General features: G+C 59.3%; 17 protein-coding genes. 7 read left to right on the top strand and 10 right to left on the bottom strand.

Annotated elements, in window-relative coordinates; all coding sequences use genetic code 11:
* Positions 1-8: 8 nt before the first annotated feature.
* The 6 genes from era to lptF form a co-directional block, all read right to left on the bottom strand.
* The gene (era, locus tag ACSQ87_RS06255; protein ID WP_008151577.1) at positions 9-911 is read right to left on the bottom strand and encodes a GTPase Era; all 903 of its coding nucleotides are present in this window, start codon (positions 909-911) and stop codon (positions 9-11) included.
* The gene (gene rnc, locus ACSQ87_RS06250; protein ID WP_033053426.1) at positions 904-1,593 is read right to left on the bottom strand and encodes a ribonuclease III; all 690 of its coding nucleotides are present in this window, start codon (positions 1,591-1,593) and stop codon (positions 904-906) included. Before rnc ends, era begins: the two co-directional genes overlap by 8 nt.
* Before the next feature lie 184 nt (positions 1,594-1,777).
* The gene (lepB, locus tag ACSQ87_RS06245) at positions 1,778-2,632 is read right to left on the bottom strand and encodes a signal peptidase I (protein WP_150654750.1); all 855 of its coding nucleotides are present in this window, start codon (positions 2,630-2,632) and stop codon (positions 1,778-1,780) included.
* A 5-nt stretch (positions 2,633-2,637) separates the two neighbouring features.
* On the bottom strand, positions 2,638-4,437 hold the full coding sequence (gene lepA / locus ACSQ87_RS06240) for a translation elongation factor 4 (protein ID WP_008151572.1): 1,800 nt from the start codon (positions 4,435-4,437) through the stop codon (positions 2,638-2,640).
* 171 nt (positions 4,438-4,608) lie between these two features.
* On the bottom strand, positions 4,609-5,670 hold the full coding sequence (gene lptG, locus ACSQ87_RS06235) for an LPS export ABC transporter permease LptG (RefSeq protein WP_223429702.1): 1,062 nt from the start codon (positions 5,668-5,670) through the stop codon (positions 4,609-4,611).
* Positions 5,663-6,781: an LPS export ABC transporter permease LptF gene (gene lptF, locus ACSQ87_RS06230; RefSeq protein ID WP_223429701.1), complete on the bottom strand. Its 1,119-nt coding sequence runs from the start codon at positions 6,779-6,781 to the stop codon at positions 5,663-5,665. Before lptF ends, lptG begins: the two co-directional genes overlap by 8 nt.
* Before the next feature lie 306 nt (positions 6,782-7,087).
* Here lptF and ACSQ87_RS06225 point away from each other — a divergent pair, with 306 nt between their 5' ends.
* The 5 genes from ACSQ87_RS06225 (at position 7,088) to rlmF (ending at position 13,889) form a co-directional block, all read left to right on the top strand.
* Positions 7,088-8,578: a leucyl aminopeptidase gene (locus ACSQ87_RS06225; protein WP_436273546.1), complete on the top strand. Its 1,491-nt coding sequence runs from the start codon at positions 7,088-7,090 to the stop codon at positions 8,576-8,578.
* Positions 8,579-8,638: 60 nt separating this feature from the next.
* Complete coding sequence (locus tag ACSQ87_RS06220) at positions 8,639-9,067, top strand: DNA polymerase III subunit chi (protein ID WP_436273545.1); 429 nt, start codon at positions 8,639-8,641, stop codon at positions 9,065-9,067.
* Positions 9,068-9,075: 8 nt separating this feature from the next.
* Positions 9,076-9,471, top strand: a complete 396-nt coding sequence (locus ACSQ87_RS06215; RefSeq protein ID WP_436273544.1) for a DNA polymerase III subunit chi — start codon at positions 9,076-9,078, stop codon at positions 9,469-9,471.
* Between the two features lie 266 nt (positions 9,472-9,737).
* On the top strand, positions 9,738-12,584 hold the full coding sequence (locus ACSQ87_RS06210; protein ID WP_201185831.1) for a valine--tRNA ligase: 2,847 nt from the start codon (positions 9,738-9,740) through the stop codon (positions 12,582-12,584).
* Between the two features lie 282 nt (positions 12,585-12,866).
* Complete coding sequence (gene rlmF, locus ACSQ87_RS06205) at positions 12,867-13,889, top strand: 23S rRNA (adenine(1618)-N(6))-methyltransferase RlmF (RefSeq protein ID WP_056743581.1); 1,023 nt, start codon at positions 12,867-12,869, stop codon at positions 13,887-13,889.
* Between the two features lie 208 nt (positions 13,890-14,097).
* On the opposite strand, the gene ACSQ87_RS06200 is transcribed toward rlmF, so the two are convergent.
* Positions 14,098-14,379, bottom strand: coding sequence for an HU family DNA-binding protein (locus tag ACSQ87_RS06200; RefSeq protein ID WP_007905514.1), 282 nt, complete (start codon positions 14,377-14,379; stop codon positions 14,098-14,100).
* 395 nt (positions 14,380-14,774) lie between these two features.
* Between ACSQ87_RS06200 and yejK the strand changes: the two genes are divergently transcribed.
* Positions 14,775-15,779 (top strand): nucleoid-associated protein YejK, encoded by a 1,005-nt coding sequence (yejK, locus tag ACSQ87_RS06195; RefSeq protein WP_008147593.1) that lies wholly within the window; start codon positions 14,775-14,777, stop codon positions 15,777-15,779.
* The gene (locus tag ACSQ87_RS06190) at positions 15,779-16,129 is read left to right on the top strand and encodes a glutaredoxin family protein (protein ID WP_436273543.1); all 351 of its coding nucleotides are present in this window, start codon (positions 15,779-15,781) and stop codon (positions 16,127-16,129) included. Before yejK ends, ACSQ87_RS06190 begins: the two co-directional genes overlap by 1 nt.
* Positions 16,130-16,172: 43 nt before the next feature.
* On the opposite strand, the gene ACSQ87_RS06185 is transcribed toward ACSQ87_RS06190, so the two are convergent.
* From ACSQ87_RS06185 to ACSQ87_RS06175, 3 genes are all read right to left on the bottom strand, one after another.
* A complete protein-coding gene (locus ACSQ87_RS06185; RefSeq protein WP_436273542.1) occupies positions 16,173-17,108 on the bottom strand; it encodes a glutathione S-transferase family protein in 936 nt (311 codons plus the stop codon).
* 88 nt (positions 17,109-17,196) lie between these two features.
* Entirely contained in the window at positions 17,197-17,517 is a 321-nt protein-coding gene (locus ACSQ87_RS06180) for a GIY-YIG nuclease family protein (protein WP_436273541.1), read from the bottom strand.
* A gap of 40 nt (positions 17,518-17,557) precedes the next feature.
* Positions 17,558-18,028, bottom strand: coding sequence for a nuclear transport factor 2 family protein (locus tag ACSQ87_RS06175; RefSeq protein WP_123365717.1), 471 nt, complete (start codon positions 18,026-18,028; stop codon positions 17,558-17,560).
* Positions 18,029-18,033 lie beyond the last annotated feature (5 nt).

Below are 18,033 nucleotides of genomic sequence, written 5' to 3'. Positions count from 1 at the left end.
CAGACGATTTACAGGTCGCCGTAACCCAGTGAACGCAAGGCGCGTTCATCGTCGGACCAGCCGCCTTTCACCTTGACCCAGAGGTTGAGCATGATCTTGGAGTCGAACAGCAACTCCATGTCCTTGCGCGCCTCGGTGCCGATGCGTTTGATCCGCTCGCCCTTGTCGCCAATGATGATTTTCTTCTGGCCGTCGCGCTCGACGAGGATCAAGGCATGAATGTGCAGGGTTTTGCCCTGCTGCTTGAACTCTTCGATTTCGACGGTGATCTGGTACGGCAGCTCGGCGCCCATCTGGCGCATGATTTTCTCGCGTACCAGTTCAGCGGCGAGGAAGCGGCTGCTGCGGTCGGTGATCTGGTCTTCCGGGAAGAAGTGATCGTTTTCCGGCAGGTAACCGGCAATCACGCGCTCCAGCGTTTCGAGGTTATGCCCGTGCTGGGCCGAGATCGGCATGATCTGCGCGTTCGGCAACTGTTCCTGCAACCAGGTCAGGTGCGGCATCAGCTCGGCTTTATCTTCGATGCGGTCAGTCTTGTTCAGCGCCACGATCAGCGGGCCGGTCACGTATTGAACGCGCTCGAGGACCATCTGGTCTTCGTCGGTCCACTTGGTGCGGTCAACCACGAAGATCACCACGTCGACGTCTTTCAACGCCGCCGAAGCGGTCTTGTTCATGTAGCGGTTCAGGGCTTTCTCGCCACCTTTGTGCATGCCGGGGGTGTCGACGTAGATCGCCTGCACGGCGCCTTCGGTCTTGATGCCGAGCATGTTGTGGCGAGTGGTCTGAGGCTTGCGCGAGGTAATCGCCAGCTTCTGACCGAGGATGTGGTTCAGCAGCGTGGACTTGCCCACGTTGGGACGGCCGACGATGGCGACATAGCCACAGCGAGTTGCAGTTGAATCAGTCATGGCCATTCTCCACGCCCAGGGCAATCAGTGCTGCAGCGGCCGCTACCTGTTCGGCAATACGACGGCTCACACCCTGACCTCGGCTTTTTTCGTTCAGTAAGGTGATTTCACATTCGACGAAGAACGTCCGGCAATGCGGCTCACCCTGGATATCCACCACTTCGTAACGCGGCAGTTCACAACCCCGCGACTGCAGGAACTCTTGCAGGCGGGTTTTTGGATCTTTGTTGGTGTCGACCAGCGTCAGGCCTTCGAACTCCCCGGCCAGCCAGGCCAGCACGCGTTCGCGTGCCATGTCCATGCCGGCGTCCAGGTAGATCGCGCCAATCAGCGCTTCAAGGGCATCGGCCAGAATCGACTCGCGACGGAAACCGCCGCTTTTCAATTCACCGGAACCCAGGCGCAGGTATTCGCCCAGATCGAAACCGCGGGCCAGTACGGCCAGGGTCTCGCCTTTCACCAGGCGTGCGCGCAAGCGCGACAACTGACCTTCGCGGGCCAGCGGGAAGCGATCGAACAGCGCCTCGCCAGCGACAAAGTTAAGGATGGCATCACCGAGGAATTCCAGGCGTTCGTTGTTACGCCCGGCAAAGCTGCGGTGAGTCAGGGCCAGGACCATCAGCTCCTGATCCTTGAAGGTGTAGCCGAGCTGACGCTCGAGACGGCTTAAGGAGACGCTCACGGTTTACCCACGCTGAGTTCGTGGTTGGGTTCCACCGCCATCGCCGTGATGCGGCGCAGGCTTGGGACAATTAACGCTGTGTTCAAAAATAACGTCCTGAATATCGTTGTTTTCATGCTTCTGTCGCCGATTATGCCGACTCCAGAAATGCATTCGGCGCTGTGTTCAACAGCGCCGTGTGTGATTACTTGATCAGGCCAACCCGCGAGAAATTCGGCAGGTGACTGAGTTTAGGTTCCGGCCAGCTCATCCAGACTGCGAAGGCCTTGCCGACGATATTCTTGTCGGGAACCATGCCCAGCAGATCCTTGGGAATGCTCGGATCATCCCAGTAGCGACTGTCGTTCGAGTTGTCGCGGTTGTCGCCCATCATGAAGTAGTGCCCGGCAGGCACGGTCCACGAATGGTCCGGCGTTGCGCGGTAACGGCTCATTTCCTTGCGGATCAGGTGCTCGGCAACGCCGAGTTTTTCCTTGTAGAGCTCAGCGCTGCCCAACGTGCCCGGCTCGGAGCCGACCAGTTGTTCGGCAATCGACTCACCGTTGACGAACAGACGCTTGTCGGCGGTGTAACGAATCTGGTCACCCGGCAGGCCTACCACACGTTTAATGTAGTTGACGTTCGGATCGCTCGGGTAGCGGAACACCATCACATCGCCGCGCTGTGGATCACCGACTTCGATGACTTTCTTGTCGATCACCGGCAAGCGGATCCCGTAAGAAAACTTGTTCACCAGAATGAAGTCGCCAACGTCCAGGGTCGGTTTCATCGAGCCGGAAGGAATCTGGAACGGTTCCACCAGGAACGAACGCAATACCAGCACGATGAACAACACCGGGAAGAACGACTTGCCGTATTCGACCAGCAGCGGCTCTTTGTTCAGTTTCTCGACCACCACCCCATCAGGCTGGCTGACGCTGCCCTGATAGGAGGTAATGGCGGCACGCCGACGCGGCGCCAGGAAAACCAGATCGAGCAACGCCAACAGGCCGCAGACGAACACGGCGATGACCAGCAACAGCGGGAAATTTAGTGACATAGGACCTAACTATCCAACCTGAGCACTGCAAGGAAGGCTTCTTGTGGAATTTCCACGTTACCGACTTGCTTCATGCGTTTCTTACCGGCCTTTTGCTTCTCAAGCAGTTTCTTCTTACGGCTAACGTCACCGCCGTAGCATTTGGCCAATACGTTCTTTCTGAGTGCCTTGACGGAGGTTCGCGCAATAATCTGCCCGCCAATGGCGGCCTGGATCGCGACGTCGAACATCTGGCGTGGAATCAGTTCTTTCATCTTCTCGGTCAACTGGCGACCTTTGTAGTGCGCGTTATCCTTGTGCACGATCAACGCCAGGGCGTCGACCTTGTCACCGTTGATCAGCACATCCAGTTTCACCAGATTAGCCGATTGATAACGATCGAAATGGTAATCCAGCGAAGCATAGCCACGGCTGGTGGATTTCAGACGGTCGAAGAAGTCCAGGACCACTTCGTTCATCGGCAAATCGTAGGTCACTTGAACCTGGGTACCGAGGAACAGCATGTCGTGCTGTACGCCACGCTTCTCGATGCACAGGGTAATGACGTTGCCCAAGTGCTCTTGCGGCACAAGAATATTGGCCCGCACGATCGGTTCACGCATGTCTTCGATCGAGGACAGGTCTGGCAGCTTCGACGGGTTGTCGACGTAAATCGTTTCACCGGTTTTCAGCAGCAGCTCGAAAATTACCGTCGGTGCCGTGGTGATCAGGTCCAGGTCGTACTCGCGCTCCAGGCGCTCCTGGATGATTTCCATGTGCAGCATGCCGAGGAACCCGCAACGGAAGCCGAAGCCCAGGGCATCGGAGCTTTCCGGGGTGTATTGCAGGGACGAGTCGTTGAGCGTGAGCTTTTGCAAGGCTTCACGGAAATCTTCGAAATCGTCGGAGCTGACCGGGAACAGGCCGGCGTACACCTGCGGCTGAATGCGTTTGAAGCCTGGCAGCACGTCGACGTCCGGCGTGGAGCTCAAGGTCAGGGTGTCACCGACCGGTGCACCGTGAATGTCCTTGATGCCGGCGATGATGAAGCCCACTTCGCCGGCCTTCAGGTCAACGGTGGCGGTGTGTTTCGGGTTGAAGACACCGACGCTGTCCACCAGGTGGATCTTGCCGGTGGACTTGACCAGGATCTTGTCGCCCTTCTTCACACGACCGTGGCGCACGCGAACCAGGGAAACAACGCCCAGGTAGTTGTCGAACCAGGAGTCGATGATCAACGCTTGCAGCGGATCTTCATAGTTGCCGGTCGGCGCAGGAATGGTCTTGACCAGACGCTCCAGCACTTCGTCGACGCCCAGACCGGTCTTGGCACTGCACTCGACCGCATCGGTGGCATCGATGCCGATGATTTTTTCGATTTCTTCTTTCACGCGGTCCGGGTCGGCCTGAGGCAGGTCGATCTTGTTCAGGACCGGCATCACTTCCAGGCCCTGCTCAATCGCGGTGTAGCAGTTGGCTACCGACTGCGCTTCAACGCCCTGACCGGCATCGACCACCAGCAACGCGCCTTCACAGGCCGCCAGTGACCGGCTGACTTCGTAGGTGAAGTCAACGTGGCCCGGGGTGTCAATGAAGTTCAGCTGGTACTTGATGCCATCGCGAGCGGTGTAATAGAGGGTGACGCTGTGGGCCTTGATGGTGATCCCGCGTTCACGTTCCAGGTCCATGGAGTCCAGAACCTGGGCTTCCATTTCGCGCTCGGCAAGGCCGCCACACATCTGGATGAAGCGATCGGCCAGCGTCGACTTGCCATGGTCAATGTGGGCGATGATGGAGAAATTGCGGATATGACTCAAATCACTCACGGATCAACACTCAAAAAGGCTGCAGGCATAGCCCGCCGAAAAATAGCCGGGAATTGTACCTGATCCACGGCGCAAGCGTCACGTTCGCAGGTCAGACGGCGCCTACAAAAACGCCCCGGTCTTGCGACAGGGGCGTTTTGAGTGACCTGCAAGGTCAGGAGAAACCCTTGATCAACCGGCCCGGCGCAACAACCAGACCCCGGCCAAGGCACAAACACCCGCCGGAACAAGCACCGCAAACAGTGGCGAGAAACCGAAGACCTGGCTCGAAGGACCGAGTAAATCCTGAACGATACGGAAGGTGAAACCCACCAGCACGCCGGTGAACACTCGCTGACCGAGGGTCACCGAGCGCAATGGGCCGAAGATGAAGGAAATCGCCATCAGTACCAGAGCGGCGGTAACCAGCGGCTGCAACACCTTGACCCAAAATGCCAGCCAATAACGACCATTGCTCAGGCCCTGGTCAGCCAGGTAGTGGATGTAACCCCACAGACCGCTAATCGACAGCGTGTCAGGCGACATGACCACCGTACTCAACAGCTGCGGACTCAAGGCGACATTCCAGCGCTCGACCGGGGCGGTGACCACTTCGGTGCTCTTCTCATGGAACAGCGTGGTGGTGACGTCGCTCAACTGCCAGTGATCCTGATCGAACTTCGCCCGTTTGGCGAAGCTGGAAGACAGCATATGACGCTCATTGTCAAAACGATAACGGGTGACGCCGTACAGCAGACCGTCGGGTTGTACCGAGTTGACGTGAATGAACTCATCACCCTGGCGATGCCACAAACCATGCTTGGCGCTCTGCGCATCGCCGCCGCCCTGAGCCAGGGAGCGATTGGCCTGAGCGGTGACTTCGGTGGCCGGCGCGACGTACTCGCCGATCAGCACACCCACCACCATCAGGATCAGCATTGGCTTCATGACCGCCCAGACGATTCGCCCGATCGACACGCCCGCAGCGCGCATGATGGTCAGCTCGCTGTGACTGGCCAGACTGCCGAGGCCGATCAGGCAACCGATCAGTGCCGCCATCGGCAACATGTCGTAAAGACGACGCGGCGCGGTCAGCAGGACATAACTCAACACGTCGACCAGGGTGTAGGTATCGCTGACCTCACTCATTTCATCGATGAACGCGAACAGCGTCGCCAGACCGAGAATGATCCCCAGTACCGCCAGAATGGCCACGAACACGCTGCTACCAATGTACCGATCGAGCTTATCCACGAGCCACCTCCAGCGCGCTGCGGCGACTCGCCAGCTTCAACTGAAAGGATTCCCAATAGAGCAAGCCCAGGCCGATGGCCAGGAAGATTGCATGCACCCACCACAACCCCAGAGCTGGCGGGATTTTGCCCTTTTCAAGGGCGCCGCGGGCGGCAATCAGGATGGACAGGTAAGCCATATATAGAAGAATCGCCGGCAGCAGCTTGAGGAAACGGCCCTGACGCGGATTGACCCGCGACAGCGGCACCGCCATCAGGGTCACGATGAATACCAGCAATGGCAGGGATAGACGCCATTGCAGTTCGGTGCGGGAGCGAATGTCATCGCTGCCGATCAGGAAACTGGTGGTCATCGCGTCACGGTCGGTCACTTCGTCGCTGACGTCCGGCTTGGGCAGCAATACGCCGTACTCCTCGTACTTGATCGCCCGGTAGTCGGCCTGACCCGGATTGCCGTCATAGCGATAGCCGTTGTCGAGAATCAGGTAACGGTTACCGTCGGGGCGAATTTCCTGACGGCCCTTCTCGGCCACCAGCACGGAGATCCCGCGATCCTTTTCATCAGACGATACGTTCTTTTGCGAAATGAATACGCCGCCGAGGTTGATGCGGTCATCCGACAGCGTTTCGGTGTAGGTCACCCGCGTTCCGTCACGCAGTGCCTGGAAACGACCCGGCTCGAGGGTGTCGAACTCGGTCAGGGCATCCTGCTTGTTCAACAGCAACTGGAACTGATTGGCACCTTGTGGCGCCAGGCTCAGGCTCAGCCATGCCACCACCAGTGCGACCAGGGTGGCTGGAAAAAGGGTCATGGCAAACAGACGCTGCTGGCTCATGCCGGTGGCAGACAGCACGGTCATTTCGCTTTCAAGGTACAGGCGACCGTAGGACAGCAGGATTCCTAGAAACAGGCCCAAAGGCAAAATCAACTGCAGGAAGCCCGGCAAACGGAAGCCCATGATCAGGAATAGCGAGCCCGGATCCAGGAGGCCAGAGGCCGCCTGGGCGAGGTACTTGATGAAGCGACCGCTCATGATGATGACCAGCAGCACGGCGCTGACGGCGCTCAAGGTCAACAGGACTTCGCGGGATAGATAACGGAAGACGATCAAACCAGACACTCCAGTGTTGTCAGGCTAAGGCGGCCAAACAAGCAAACGTATCAGACAGCCCGCAGGGCAGAGCCGCCGAAAAAGATGGCGCATTATCCTGTGATTGGGTGCGCCTGTCACTGCGCATGCTCAAGCAGGCGGGTAAAGCGCTGAAGTTCGTACGACCGAGGGTTGTCAGGCTCAGGGCACGAGGTTCAAACTGCGGCCTTTGTCGCGGGCCGTGACCTGCGTCTTTCTATCTATAAGCAAGTTCGAACGCATGCCGTCGAACACTTGCGTGTTGACCATTAATTCAGGGACCCGGACATGGAACTGGTTGTAAAAAGCGTTAGCCCAGAAACGTTGAAAACCGCCACTCTGGTAGTCGCCGTCGGCGAAGGCCGCAAGCTCGGCACCGTCGCCAAACAACTCGACGAACTGAGCGGTGGCGCCATCAGCGCTGTACTCAAGCGCGGCGACCTGGCTGGCAAAGTCGGTCAGAGCCTGTTGCTGCACAGCCTGCCGAACCTCAAGGCCGAGCGCGTGCTGCTGGTCGGCGTGGGCAAGGACGAAGAGCTGGGCGACCGCCCGTTCCGCAAAATCATCGCCGGCATCCTCAATACCCTTAAAGGCCTGGGCGGCAGCGATGCAGTGCTGGCCCTGGACGAAGTCGTGGTCAAAGGCCGCGACAGCTACGGCAAGACCCGCCTGCTGGCCGAAACCCTGGTGGACGGCGAATACACGTTCGACCAGTTCAAAAGCCAGAAAGCCGAGCCTCGCGCCCTGAAGAAAGTCACCCTGGTGACCATCAAGGCTGCCCAGGCTGAAGTCGAGCGCGCCGTGGCCCACGCCACCGCCATCGCCAACGGCATGGCGTTTACCCGCGACCTGGGTAACCTGCCGCCGAACATCTGCCACCCGACGTTCCTCGGTGAGCAAGCGAAGAACCTGGGCAAAGAATTCAAGAGCCTGAAAGTCGAAGTCCTTGATGAGAAGAAGATCAAGGACCTGGGCATGGGCTCGTTCTACGCCGTCGGCCAGGGCAGCGCCCAGCCGCCGCGTCTGATCGTCATGCAATACAACGGCGGCAAGAAATCCGAGAAGCCGTATGCACTGGTCGGCAAAGGCATCACCTTTGACACGGGTGGCATCAGCCTGAAACCGGGCGCCGGCATGGATGAAATGAAATACGACATGGGCGGCGCTGCCAGCGTATTCGGCACCCTGCGTGCCGTGCTCGAATTGAAACTGCCGATCAACCTGGTGTGCATCCTGGCCTGCGCCGAGAACATGCCGAGCGGCAATGCTTCGCGTCCTGGCGACATCGTCACCACCATGAGCGGCCAGACCGTGGAAATCCTCAACACCGACGCCGAAGGCCGTCTGGTGCTGTGCGACGCCCTGACCTACTCCGAGCGCTTCAAGCCGCAAGCGGTAATCGACATCGCTACCCTGACCGGCGCTTGCGTCGTTGCTCTGGGCTCCCACACGTCGGGCCTGCTGGGCAACAACGACGAACTGATCGGCCAACTGCTGAGCGCCGGCCAATCGGCTGACGATCGCGCCTGGCAACTGCCGCTGTTCGATGAGTACCAGGAACAGCTGGACAGCCCGTTCGCCGACATCGCCAACATTGGCGGCCCGAAAGCCGGCACCATCACCGCTGCCTGCTTCCTGTCGCGCTTCACCAAGAACCTCAACTGGGCGCATCTGGACATCGCCGGCACGGCCTGGACCAGCGGCGGCAAGGACAAGGGCGCCACTGGCCGCCCGGTTCCATTGCTGACCCAATACCTGCTGGACCGCGCCAAAGCCTGAAACCGATGACCTTGGGCGACGTCACTTTCGGGGGACGCCACCCAAGGCTCAGGAACCGCAATGACCAAAGTCGACTTCTATATCCTGCCCAGCGCCGATCCTTCGGCACGGCTGGACTTTGCCTGCAAGCTCACCGAAAAAGCCTGGCGCATGGGCCACCGCATCTACCTGCATTGCAGCGATGCAGCCCAACGCGACGATCTCGATGCGCGCCTGTGGGCCTTCAAGGGCGAAAGCTTTGTGCCTCACGGCCCCGCTGAAAATGAGCCGGACGGTTTGATTGTGTTGGGTCTTGGCGATGACTGCGGCCCGCATCAGGATCTGTTGGTCAATCTCGCCCTGAAAGTCCCGGCATTCGCCAAAAAGTTCGCCCGCGTGGCGGAAGTGGTGGTGGAAGATCCGACGATTCGTACGGCTGCGCGGGAGAGTTTCCGTTTCTACCGCGAACAGGGCTATCCTCTGCAAGATCACCGTTTACAGCGACTCTGAGCATTCCGATGGACACTCCAAAACCGCAGCAAAAGTCCGCGCACCTGCTGGATGACCTTGAGTCGATCCGCCAACTGCTCGGCGATGACAATCTGCAACCGCCCTTGCTCACCGACACGGTCGAGGAAGGTGATCAGGAACAGATTCCGATGCTGTTCGATACAGTCGGCGCCAGCCCGCCCATTCTCGAACCGGCGCCACCCGCCCCTGCTGCCCCTGCTACCCAACCGGCACCCGCCGCCAGCAAAGGCCCCGACGACCTGCTGCACCTGGATGACGAACTGCGCGCCGCCGCGCAATTGATCATGCAAGACGTGATCGACGACTTCGCCCCGCACATCGAAACCGAAATCAAACGCCGCCTGGCCGCGCGGATGGAACGGTTGTTGAGCCAGTACGAGTAACCCCGAGCCCGGCGGACTACTGTGGCGAGGGAGCTTGCTCCCGCTCGGTTGCGCAGCAGCCGCAAAGCCGGAACACGCGGCGTCCCTGACAAACCGAACTTGCTGATGTCGGGGCCGCTTCGCACCCCAGCGGGAGCAAGCTCCCTCGCCACAGGTTCATTCCACAGTTTGATTTGCGCCCTGTCCGCCCCTGCTCGCCCTACGCCCCATGCCCCGCTATACTTGCCGGCTTTTCCTGAATAAATGCCAATAGGGTCCCGCCGCGCATGGATAAGACCTACCAGCCGCACGCCATTGAAACTTCCTGGTACAACACCTGGGAGTCAGAGAATTACTTCGCCCCGCAAGGCGCGGGCGAGTCCTACACCATCATGATCCCGCCGCCGAACGTCACCGGCAGCCTGCACATGGGTCACGGCTTCAACAACGCGATCATGGACGCCCTGATCCGTTTCCGCCGCATGCAAGGTCGTAACACCCTGTGGCAGCCGGGTACCGACCACGCCGGTATCGCCACGCAAATGCTGGTGGAGCGTCAACTCGAAGCCCAGGGCCAGAATCGTCACGATCTGGGCCGTGAGAAATTCCTCGAAAAAGTCTGGGAATGGAAGGATCAGTCCGGCGGCAACATCAGCCGTCAAATCCGCCGTCTCGGCTCGTCCGTGGACTGGGGCCGCGAGCGCTTCACCATGGACGACGGCCTCTCGGAAGCCGTTAAAGAAGCCTTTGTGCGCCTGCACGAAGACGGCCTGATCTACCGCGGCAAGCGCCTGGTCAACTGGGACACCAAGTTGCACACGGCGATTTCCGATCTCGAAGTGGAAAACCACGACGAGAAAGGTTTCCTGTGGAATCTGAAATACCCGCTGGCCGACGGCGCCAAGACCGCTGAAGGCAACGATTACCTGATCGTGGCGACCACTCGCCCGGAAACCATGCTCGGCGACGCCGCCGTAGCGGTTAACCCGAACGATGAACGCTACCAGGCCCTGATCGGAAAATTCGTCGAGCTGCCGCTGGTCGGCCGCCGTATCCCGATCATCGCCGACGATTACTGCGACCCTGAATTCGGCACCGGCTGCGTGAAAATCACCCCGGCCCACGATTTCAACGACTACGAAGTCGGCAAGCGCCACAACCTGCCGCTGCTGAACATCTTTGACAAGAACGCTGCCGTATTGCCGGCCTGTCAGGTGTTCAACCTCGACGGCACGCTCAACGAAAGCATCGACGGCAAGATCCCGGCCGAATACGCCGGCCTTGACCGCTTCGAAGCGCGCAAGCAGATCGTTGCTGCGTTCGATGCTGCCGGCCTGCTGGTCAGCGTCAACGACCATGCGCTGAAAGTGCCGAAAGGCGACCGCTCCGGCACCATCATCGAGCCGTGGTTGACCGACCAGTGGTACGTGTCGACCAAGCCATTGGCTGAACCAGCCATCGCTGCCGTTGAAGACGGCCGCATCGCGTTCGTGCCGAAACAGTACGAAAACATGTACTTCTCGTGGATGCGCGACATCCAGGACTGGTGCATCAGCCGTCAGCTGTGGTGGGGCCACCGGATTCCGGCCTGGTACGACGAGTCGGGCAAGGTCTATGTCGGTCGCGACGAAGCCGAAGTACGCGCCAAGCACAACCTCGGCCCGGACGTTGCGCTGCAACAGGACAACGACGTTCTCGACACCTGGTTCAGTTCGGGCCTGTGGACCTTCTCCACGCTCGGCTGGCCTGAGCAGACCGAATTCCTGAAGAAATTCCACTCCACCGACGTGCTGGTGACTGGTTTCGACATCATTTTCTTCTGGGTTGCCCGGATGATCATGCTCACCATGCACTTGGTGAAGAACGAAGACGGCACGCCGCAGGTTCCGTTCAAGACCGTTTATGTTCATGGCCTGGTGCGAGATGGCCAGGGCCAGAAGATGTCCAAATCCAAGGGCAACGTCCTGGACCCGCTGGACATCATCGACGGCATCGAACTCGAAGACCTGGTGCAGAAACGCACCTCGGGCATGATGCAGCCGAAACTGGCGAAGAAGATCGAGAAGCAGACCCGCGACGAGTTCGCCGACGGCATCGCCAGCTACGGCACCGACGCCCTGCGTTTCACCTTCTGCTCGCTGGCGTCCACCGGTCGCGACATCAAGTTCGACATGGGCCGTGTCGAGGGCTATCGCAACTTCTGCAACAAGATCTGGAACGCCGCGCGCTACGTGCTGGACAAGGGCGAAGACTGCGGTCAGAACGGCGAAGCTTACGAGCTGTCGCTGGCGGACCGCTGGATCATTTCGCAGCTGCAACGCACCGAAGCCGAAGTGACCCGTCAGCTCGATCAGTTCCGTTTCGACCTGGCCGCACAAGCCTTGTACGAGTTCATCTGGAACCAGTATTGCGACTGGTACCTGGAGCTCTCCAAGCCTGTGCTGTGGGACGAAAACGCGCCGGTCGAACGTCAGCGCGGCACCCGCCGCACGCTGGTTCGGGTATTGGAAGTCGCGCTACGTCTGGCACATCCGTTCATGCCGTTCATCACCGAAGAAATCTGGCAGCGCATTGCGCCGCTGGCCGGTATCGAAGGCAAGACGATCATGCTGCAACCGTGGCCAGTGGCCAATGAAGAGCGCATCGATCCGGCTGCCGAGAACGACATCGAATGGCTCAAGGGCCTGATGCTCGGCACGCGTAACATCCGTGGCGAAATGAACATCGGTCCGGGCAAGCCGCTGAACCTGTTCCTGAAAAACGTCAGCGCCGAAGATCAGCGTCGTCTCACCGAGAACGAAGCCCTGCTGAAGAAGCTGGCTCGCCTCGAATCGATCACGGTGTTGGCTGCCGGCGAAGAAGCACCGCTGTCTGCCACCGCACTGGTCGGCGAGATGGAAGTGCTGGTGCCGATGGCCGGTCTGATCGACAAAGATGCTGAGTTGGCGCGTCTGGACAAGGAAATCCTGCGTCTGCAGGGCGAAGTTCAGCGCGTGGGCGGCAAGCTGTCCAACGCCGGTTTCGTCGACAAGGCCCCGGCCGAAGTCATCGAGAAGGAACGCGCCAAACTGGCTGAAGCTGAACAGGCTTTGGGCAAATTGGCCGAGCAGCATGCGCGGATTGCCAGCCTGTAACGGCAAATCGCAATGAAAGAGGGAGGCCCGAAACGGCCTCCCTTTTTTGTGCCCGACGCTTTATCCCAAACACCTCAAACCTAATGTGGGAGCGGCGGTGCGACGATTCGACTTGCTCGCGAAAGCGGAGTGTCAGCCTATATCCATGCTGAATGTTAAACCGCCTTCGCGAGCAAGCCCGCTCCCACATTGGCCCCTCATCGATCATCAGATCGCAGGCAACACCGATCAAGTGTGGGACAATACCCGCCACTTTTAGCCATACCCGAATCGACAACGCCCATGAACGCCCCCCGCACACCAAGACCTGCGCGCAAAAAGCCTGATTCCGCGACCCCGGCCAAAGCCGTGGAGCCCCGCGAGAAGGCCAGCCTTCACCCGCGCAACCGCCATCAGGGTCGTTACGACTTCCCGGCGCTGATCAAAACCACGCCGGAACTGGCGAAGTTCGTGATCATCAATCCGTACGGCAAGGAAAGTATCGACTTCGCCAGCCCGGACGCCGTGCGGGTGTTCAACCGTGCGTTGCTCAAGTCGTTCTACGGCGTCGCCCATTGGGACATCCCGGCCGACTACCTCTGCCCACCGGTTCCGGGCCGTGCCGACTACGTGCACTTCCTGGCCGACTTATTGGCCAGCGTCAACGACGGCGAGATCCCGCGCGGCGCGCCGGTCAAGGTGCTCGATATCGGCATGGGCGCCAACTGCGTTTATCCGTTGATCGGCTACAGCGACTACCGCTGGCACTTTCTCGGCTCGGAAATCGACCCGACGGCCGTGGCCGCCGCCAAAGCCATCGTGCAGTCCAACGGGCTGAACAAAGCCATCCAGTTGCGCCAACAAAGCAATCCCAAGCACATTCTGCTGGGCCTGCTCGAACCCGGCGAACGCTTTGACCTGACCATGTGCAACCCGCCGTTCCACGCATCGATGGACGAAGCGACCAAGGGCAGCGAGCGTAAATGGCGCGCCCTGGGCCGCGCCGATCCAAAACGCAAACTGCCAGTGCTGAACTTTGGCGGTCAATCGGCAGAATTGTGGTGTGAAGGTGGCGAAGCACGGTTTGTGACGCAACTGATCGCCGAGAGCGCACATTTCCAACACAAAGTGCTTTGGTTCAGCACCCTGGTCTCGAAAGCCTCCAACCTGCCGGCGATCCAGACGGCCCTGAAAAAGGCCGGCGTACTGGAAAGCCAGGTCGTGGAAATGTCTCAGGGGCAGAAGCAAAGCCGCTTCGTCGCCTGGACCTTCCAGACCAAGTCCGAGCAGCAGGTCTGGCGCGAACGCTGGGCTCGCAAGAGCTGAGTAACTGACCGACACAGATCAAAATGTGGGAGCGGGCTTGCTCGCGAATGCGGTGTGTCAGTCGACTTAAATGGTGACTGATACACCGCATTCGCGAGCAAGCCCGCTCCCACATTGGTTTAGAGGTGTTTTCAGGACAGTCGCTGAATCGCAGACACAAAAAAGCCGTGCCCGGATCACTCCGGAGCACGGCTTTTTTTACTGCGTCTTACTTGTTAACAGCGTCGGTCAGGCCTTTGGCCACAACCAGCTTGATAACTTTCTTGGCAGCGATTTCGATGGCAGCGCCAGTCGAAGGGTTGCGGCCGGTACGGGCAGGACGCTCAGTCACTTTCAGCTTGCCGATACCTGGCAGGGTGATTTCGCCGCCGTTTTCCAGCTGATCAGCAACGATTTGGCCCAGTTGGTCCAGAGCGTTACGCGCGGTGGTTTTTGGCGCGTCGATAGCTTCAGCGATGTCGGCGATCAGTTGGTCTTTAGTAAGAGCCATGTAATGTTCCTTCCCTATCAAATTCATATGGATTGCAGAGTGCAGTGTCAGCCATCGAGCCCGATCTTCTGGATCTGGCACCCTCGGCCATAACCGCGACGAGTCGGGGTTATAGATACCGAAATCAGGGTTTGGTTCGACCTGACAAATGCTGAATGCACGCTTAACGCAGTGACTTCGCGTAAGACCGGGCAAAACTAGCACAGAGACGGGGAAATATCCGCCTCTAGCTACCCATTTGGTCAGCTTTATTGCTCTAAAACTGTAAAAAACAGCATAAGCGCCATCGGACACCTGCGAATTGCCCTTGGTGCCGCGCCAAAACCAGTGGTTGCGGTACACTTGGCACTTTTTGGGGGAGCACGCCCTCCTCTCTTCAATCAGCCGAGAAGCCCATGCCGATCCGTCATTGCATCGTCCACCTGATCGACAAAAAACCCGACGGCACGCCCGCAGTTCTCCACGCTCGCGATTCCGAATTGGCCGAGTCGAGCGCCATCGAGTACATGCTTGCCGACCTCAATGAGAGCTACAACGCCAAACAAGGCAAGGCCTGGGGTTTCTTCCATGCCGAGTCCGGGGCGCATCCGTTCAGCGGCTGGCTGAAGGAATACCTCGATGGCGGCAAGGATTTCACCGCGTTCAGCCGGGTGGCGGTGGAGCATCTGCAAAAGCTGATGGAAGAGTCGAACCTCTCTGTGGGCGGCCACGTGCTGTTTGCGCATTATCAGCAAGGCATGACCGACTACCTGGCGATCGCGCTGCTGCACCACAGTGAAGGCGTTGCAGTGACCGATCAGCTGGACGTGACCCCGTCCCGGCACCTGGACCTGGGCCAACTGCACCTGGCGGCGCGGATCAACGTTTCCGAGTGGCAGAACAACAAGCAGTCCAAGCAGTACATTTCGTTCATCAAAGGCAAGAACGGCAAAAAGGTTTCGGAGTATTTCCGCGACTTCATCGGCTGCCAGGAAGGCGTCGACGGCCCCGGCGAAACCCGCACTCTGCTCAAGGCCTTCAGTGACTTCGTCGAAAGCGAAGACCTGCCGGAAGAATCCGCCCGCGAGAAAACCAAGACCTTGGTGGATTACGCCAGCAGCCAGGCTAAATTGGGCGAACCCATGGGCCTGGAAGAACTCTCGGAACTGATCGACGAAGAGCGCCCAAAAGCCTTCTACGACCACATCCGCAACAAGGACTACGGCCTGTCGCCGGAGATTCCGGCAGATAAACGTACCCTCAACCAGTTCCGCCGCTTCACCGGTCGCGCCGAAGGCCTGTCCATCAGCTTCGAAGCGCACCTGCTGGGCTCGAAGATCGAATACGACGAAGAAGCCGGCACACTGATCATCAAAGGTCTGCCGACCCAGCTCACCGATCAGCTCAAGCGACGTAACTGATGCTCGGTGGCGTACTGAAAAAATTCCTGCTGATCCTGCTGGTGGTCGTGATCTACCAGAACTGGGGCAAGATCGAGCGGGTGATCCATCCGGCACAGGTGGTGTCGGAGCAGACTCAGGCGAAGGCCAATGTTGTGCTCTATGCCACCGAATGGTGTGGCTACTGCAAACTGACCCGGCGCTTTCTCGATCAGAAGGGCATTCCGTACAAGGAGTTCGATATCGAGAAGGATGCCGAGTCGCGCAAGGCCTATAACGCATTGGGTGGCGGCGGAATTCCGATCATCGATGTGAACGGGACGTTGATTCGCGGGTATGACCCGGATGCCATTCTTGCAGCCCTTAAGTAATCCCTCAGGGTTATCAATCCCCTCGCCACAGGGTGTGTGTTTATCAGCGCTTTTCGATGCGGAAGCCAAATCGCGGAAAGTGCACATGCACCACGCCACCCCGCTCGTCCTCGCGATGCAGAATCAATTCTTCACTGCCCGCAAACAGCAACTCACCCGCCACCGGGTCAACGCCGTAATCGATGGCGGCAATGACCACCTGCTGACCCGCCTCAAAACCATTCGGCTCGTCGAATTGCTCATCCGGCAATGCGGCCGGTGTGGCATTGCGCGCAACCTCCAGCGCCTCTTCGGAGGTCATCTCGCTGAACGCGCCATGACCGAAGCCCAACACGCGACCCAGCCACGCAGAAACCGCTGGATAAGCATCGACCAGCGGCGCAGTGACCGGCGTCGCCTTGAGGAACCACAACGAGTGAGCCAGGGCGAAGTCGGCAATCGACGGCTCGCCGAACAGGAAGTCGCCCTGCTCGCGCTGAAGCTGTTGCTCCAGACGCGTCATGATGGTCGGCCATTGATGCCGGGCCTGCTCTGCCGACAGCCGTGTGGCGCTGCCACCGCTGAACAACTCCGCGCGATCGGCAATGAACGCCTTGATCGCCTCCGGCGGCATATTGCCGAAGCGCACGGCGATCGATTCCGGTTGAAACACCAGGCTGACCGCGTGCTGGAACACCACCGAATCCGCCCACGCGGCGAAGGTCGCAGCGATCATTTCCTGACCTTCCGGGAAGAATGCAGGCAAGGCTTTTTCCTGCTCCAGACGACGGGCGATCAACGACGTGTCGCAATAGATATCCGCGCCAATCTGCAACACCGGCGTCTTGCGGTAGCCGCCGGTCAGCGCGGTCAGATCGGGTTTGGGCATCACCGGCGAGATCTTCACCGAGCGCCAGGACAACCCTTTGAAGCCCAGCAGCAAGCGGGCCTTTTCGGCGAAAAGGGACGTCGGGTAATGATGAAGAATTAACTCTGACATGCTCGGCTCCGCCGCACGGATAAGGAATCCGCAGCTTAGCGCGCATTCCCGGAGCAGCCCACCGATCTGCCTGATGGGCGCTTATCAGTCAGATTGATAAGCCCGCAGTAGCACTCGCCACCAAGCATTCCTTGGCGCTTTTCTTGAGTTTTTTGATCAGCCGTTCCTGCCGCAACGCTTCGCTTTTGTCGCGGCAGGCTTCGGTGTAGACCAGTGCCACGGCAGGGCTGGAGAGAAAAAAGCGCGCGCCCTTGCCTCTCTGGTGGGTGGCGAAGCGGCGCGCGGGATCATCGCTGATCCCGCAGTAGAGCGAACCATTGGCCGCGCGAACGAGGTAAACGAACCAGGGCTTGCTGACAGGCAGCGTCGGTTCGGCGGCAGTGACGGAAAATTCGCTGGCGGTGTTCACGTGACGATCAAGGCTTGAAAGGAAACAAGCCGCGATCTTATCAGCGACTGGCCTGGAATGCCTTCAGCCCCTTCAAGGCTTGAGCGCGCACGGCGTTTCTCACCGCCGGCGTCCAGCCCAACAACAGCCCTTTGAAACCCAGCGCCTGTCGGGACCAGGCCCACAGATCGAAGCTGTCGTGATGCTCGCAAATCTTGCCGTCGCGAAAAACAAAACGCGCCTGAATGTCGTTGACCACGGTGTTACCGGTCTGGCTGAACAGGTACGTCGCCACCCAATGGGCGCCGCCCGTGCGCTCATCGCTGCGCACGTTATCGAACGTCAGGGAAAAATCCTTGGCCCGAGTGGTGAGCATCCGCCACATGTCGCCGGCATCGCGGCCGCGCAGCTCGCCGAACGCCGGATCACTGAACACCACGTCGTCGGTATAGCAGGCACTCATGGCCTCGGCATCCAGCCGCTGGAAGGCTTGGTAGAACTGGGTGATCAATGCGTTGTGGGCATCACTCATGGACA

This window comes from Pseudomonas sp. LjRoot277 (assembly GCF_964253845.1).
Lineage (GTDB): Bacteria > Pseudomonadota > Gammaproteobacteria > Pseudomonadales > Pseudomonadaceae > Aquipseudomonas.
Note: the sequence above shows the minus strand (reverse complement) of the source record. Positions and strands in the feature narration are given on the sequence as shown.

Bases quoted from the DNA above. Each gene is read 5' to 3' on its own strand.
- ACSQ87_RS06200 (WP_007905514.1), bottom strand. From the start codon at position 14,379: ATGGCTCTTACTAAAGACCAACTGATCGCCGACATCGCTGAAGCTATC.
- lepB (WP_150654750.1), bottom strand. From the start codon at position 2,632: ATGTCACTAAATTTCCCGCTGTTGCTGGTCATCGCCGTGTTCGTCTGC.
- era (WP_008151577.1), bottom strand. From the start codon at position 911: ATGACTGATTCAACTGCAACTCGCTGTGGCTATGTCGCCATCGTCGGC.
- ACSQ87_RS06190 (WP_436273543.1), top strand. From the start codon at position 15,779: ATGCTCGGTGGCGTACTGAAAAAATTCCTGCTGATCCTGCTGGTGGTC.
- yejK (WP_008147593.1), top strand. From the start codon at position 14,775: ATGCCGATCCGTCATTGCATCGTCCACCTGATCGACAAAAAACCCGAC.
- ACSQ87_RS06210 (WP_201185831.1), top strand. From the start codon at position 9,738: ATGGATAAGACCTACCAGCCGCACGCCATTGAAACTTCCTGGTACAAC.
- ACSQ87_RS06225 (WP_436273546.1), top strand. From the start codon at position 7,088: ATGGAACTGGTTGTAAAAAGCGTTAGCCCAGAAACGTTGAAAACCGCC.
- ACSQ87_RS06185 (WP_436273542.1), bottom strand. From the start codon at position 17,108: ATGTCAGAGTTAATTCTTCATCATTACCCGACGTCCCTTTTCGCCGAA.
- ACSQ87_RS06215 (WP_436273544.1), top strand. From the start codon at position 9,076: ATGGACACTCCAAAACCGCAGCAAAAGTCCGCGCACCTGCTGGATGAC.
- ACSQ87_RS06220 (WP_436273545.1), top strand. From the start codon at position 8,639: ATGACCAAAGTCGACTTCTATATCCTGCCCAGCGCCGATCCTTCGGCA.
- ACSQ87_RS06175 (WP_123365717.1), bottom strand. From the start codon at position 18,028: ATGAGTGATGCCCACAACGCATTGATCACCCAGTTCTACCAAGCCTTC.
- rlmF (WP_056743581.1), top strand. From the start codon at position 12,867: ATGAACGCCCCCCGCACACCAAGACCTGCGCGCAAAAAGCCTGATTCC.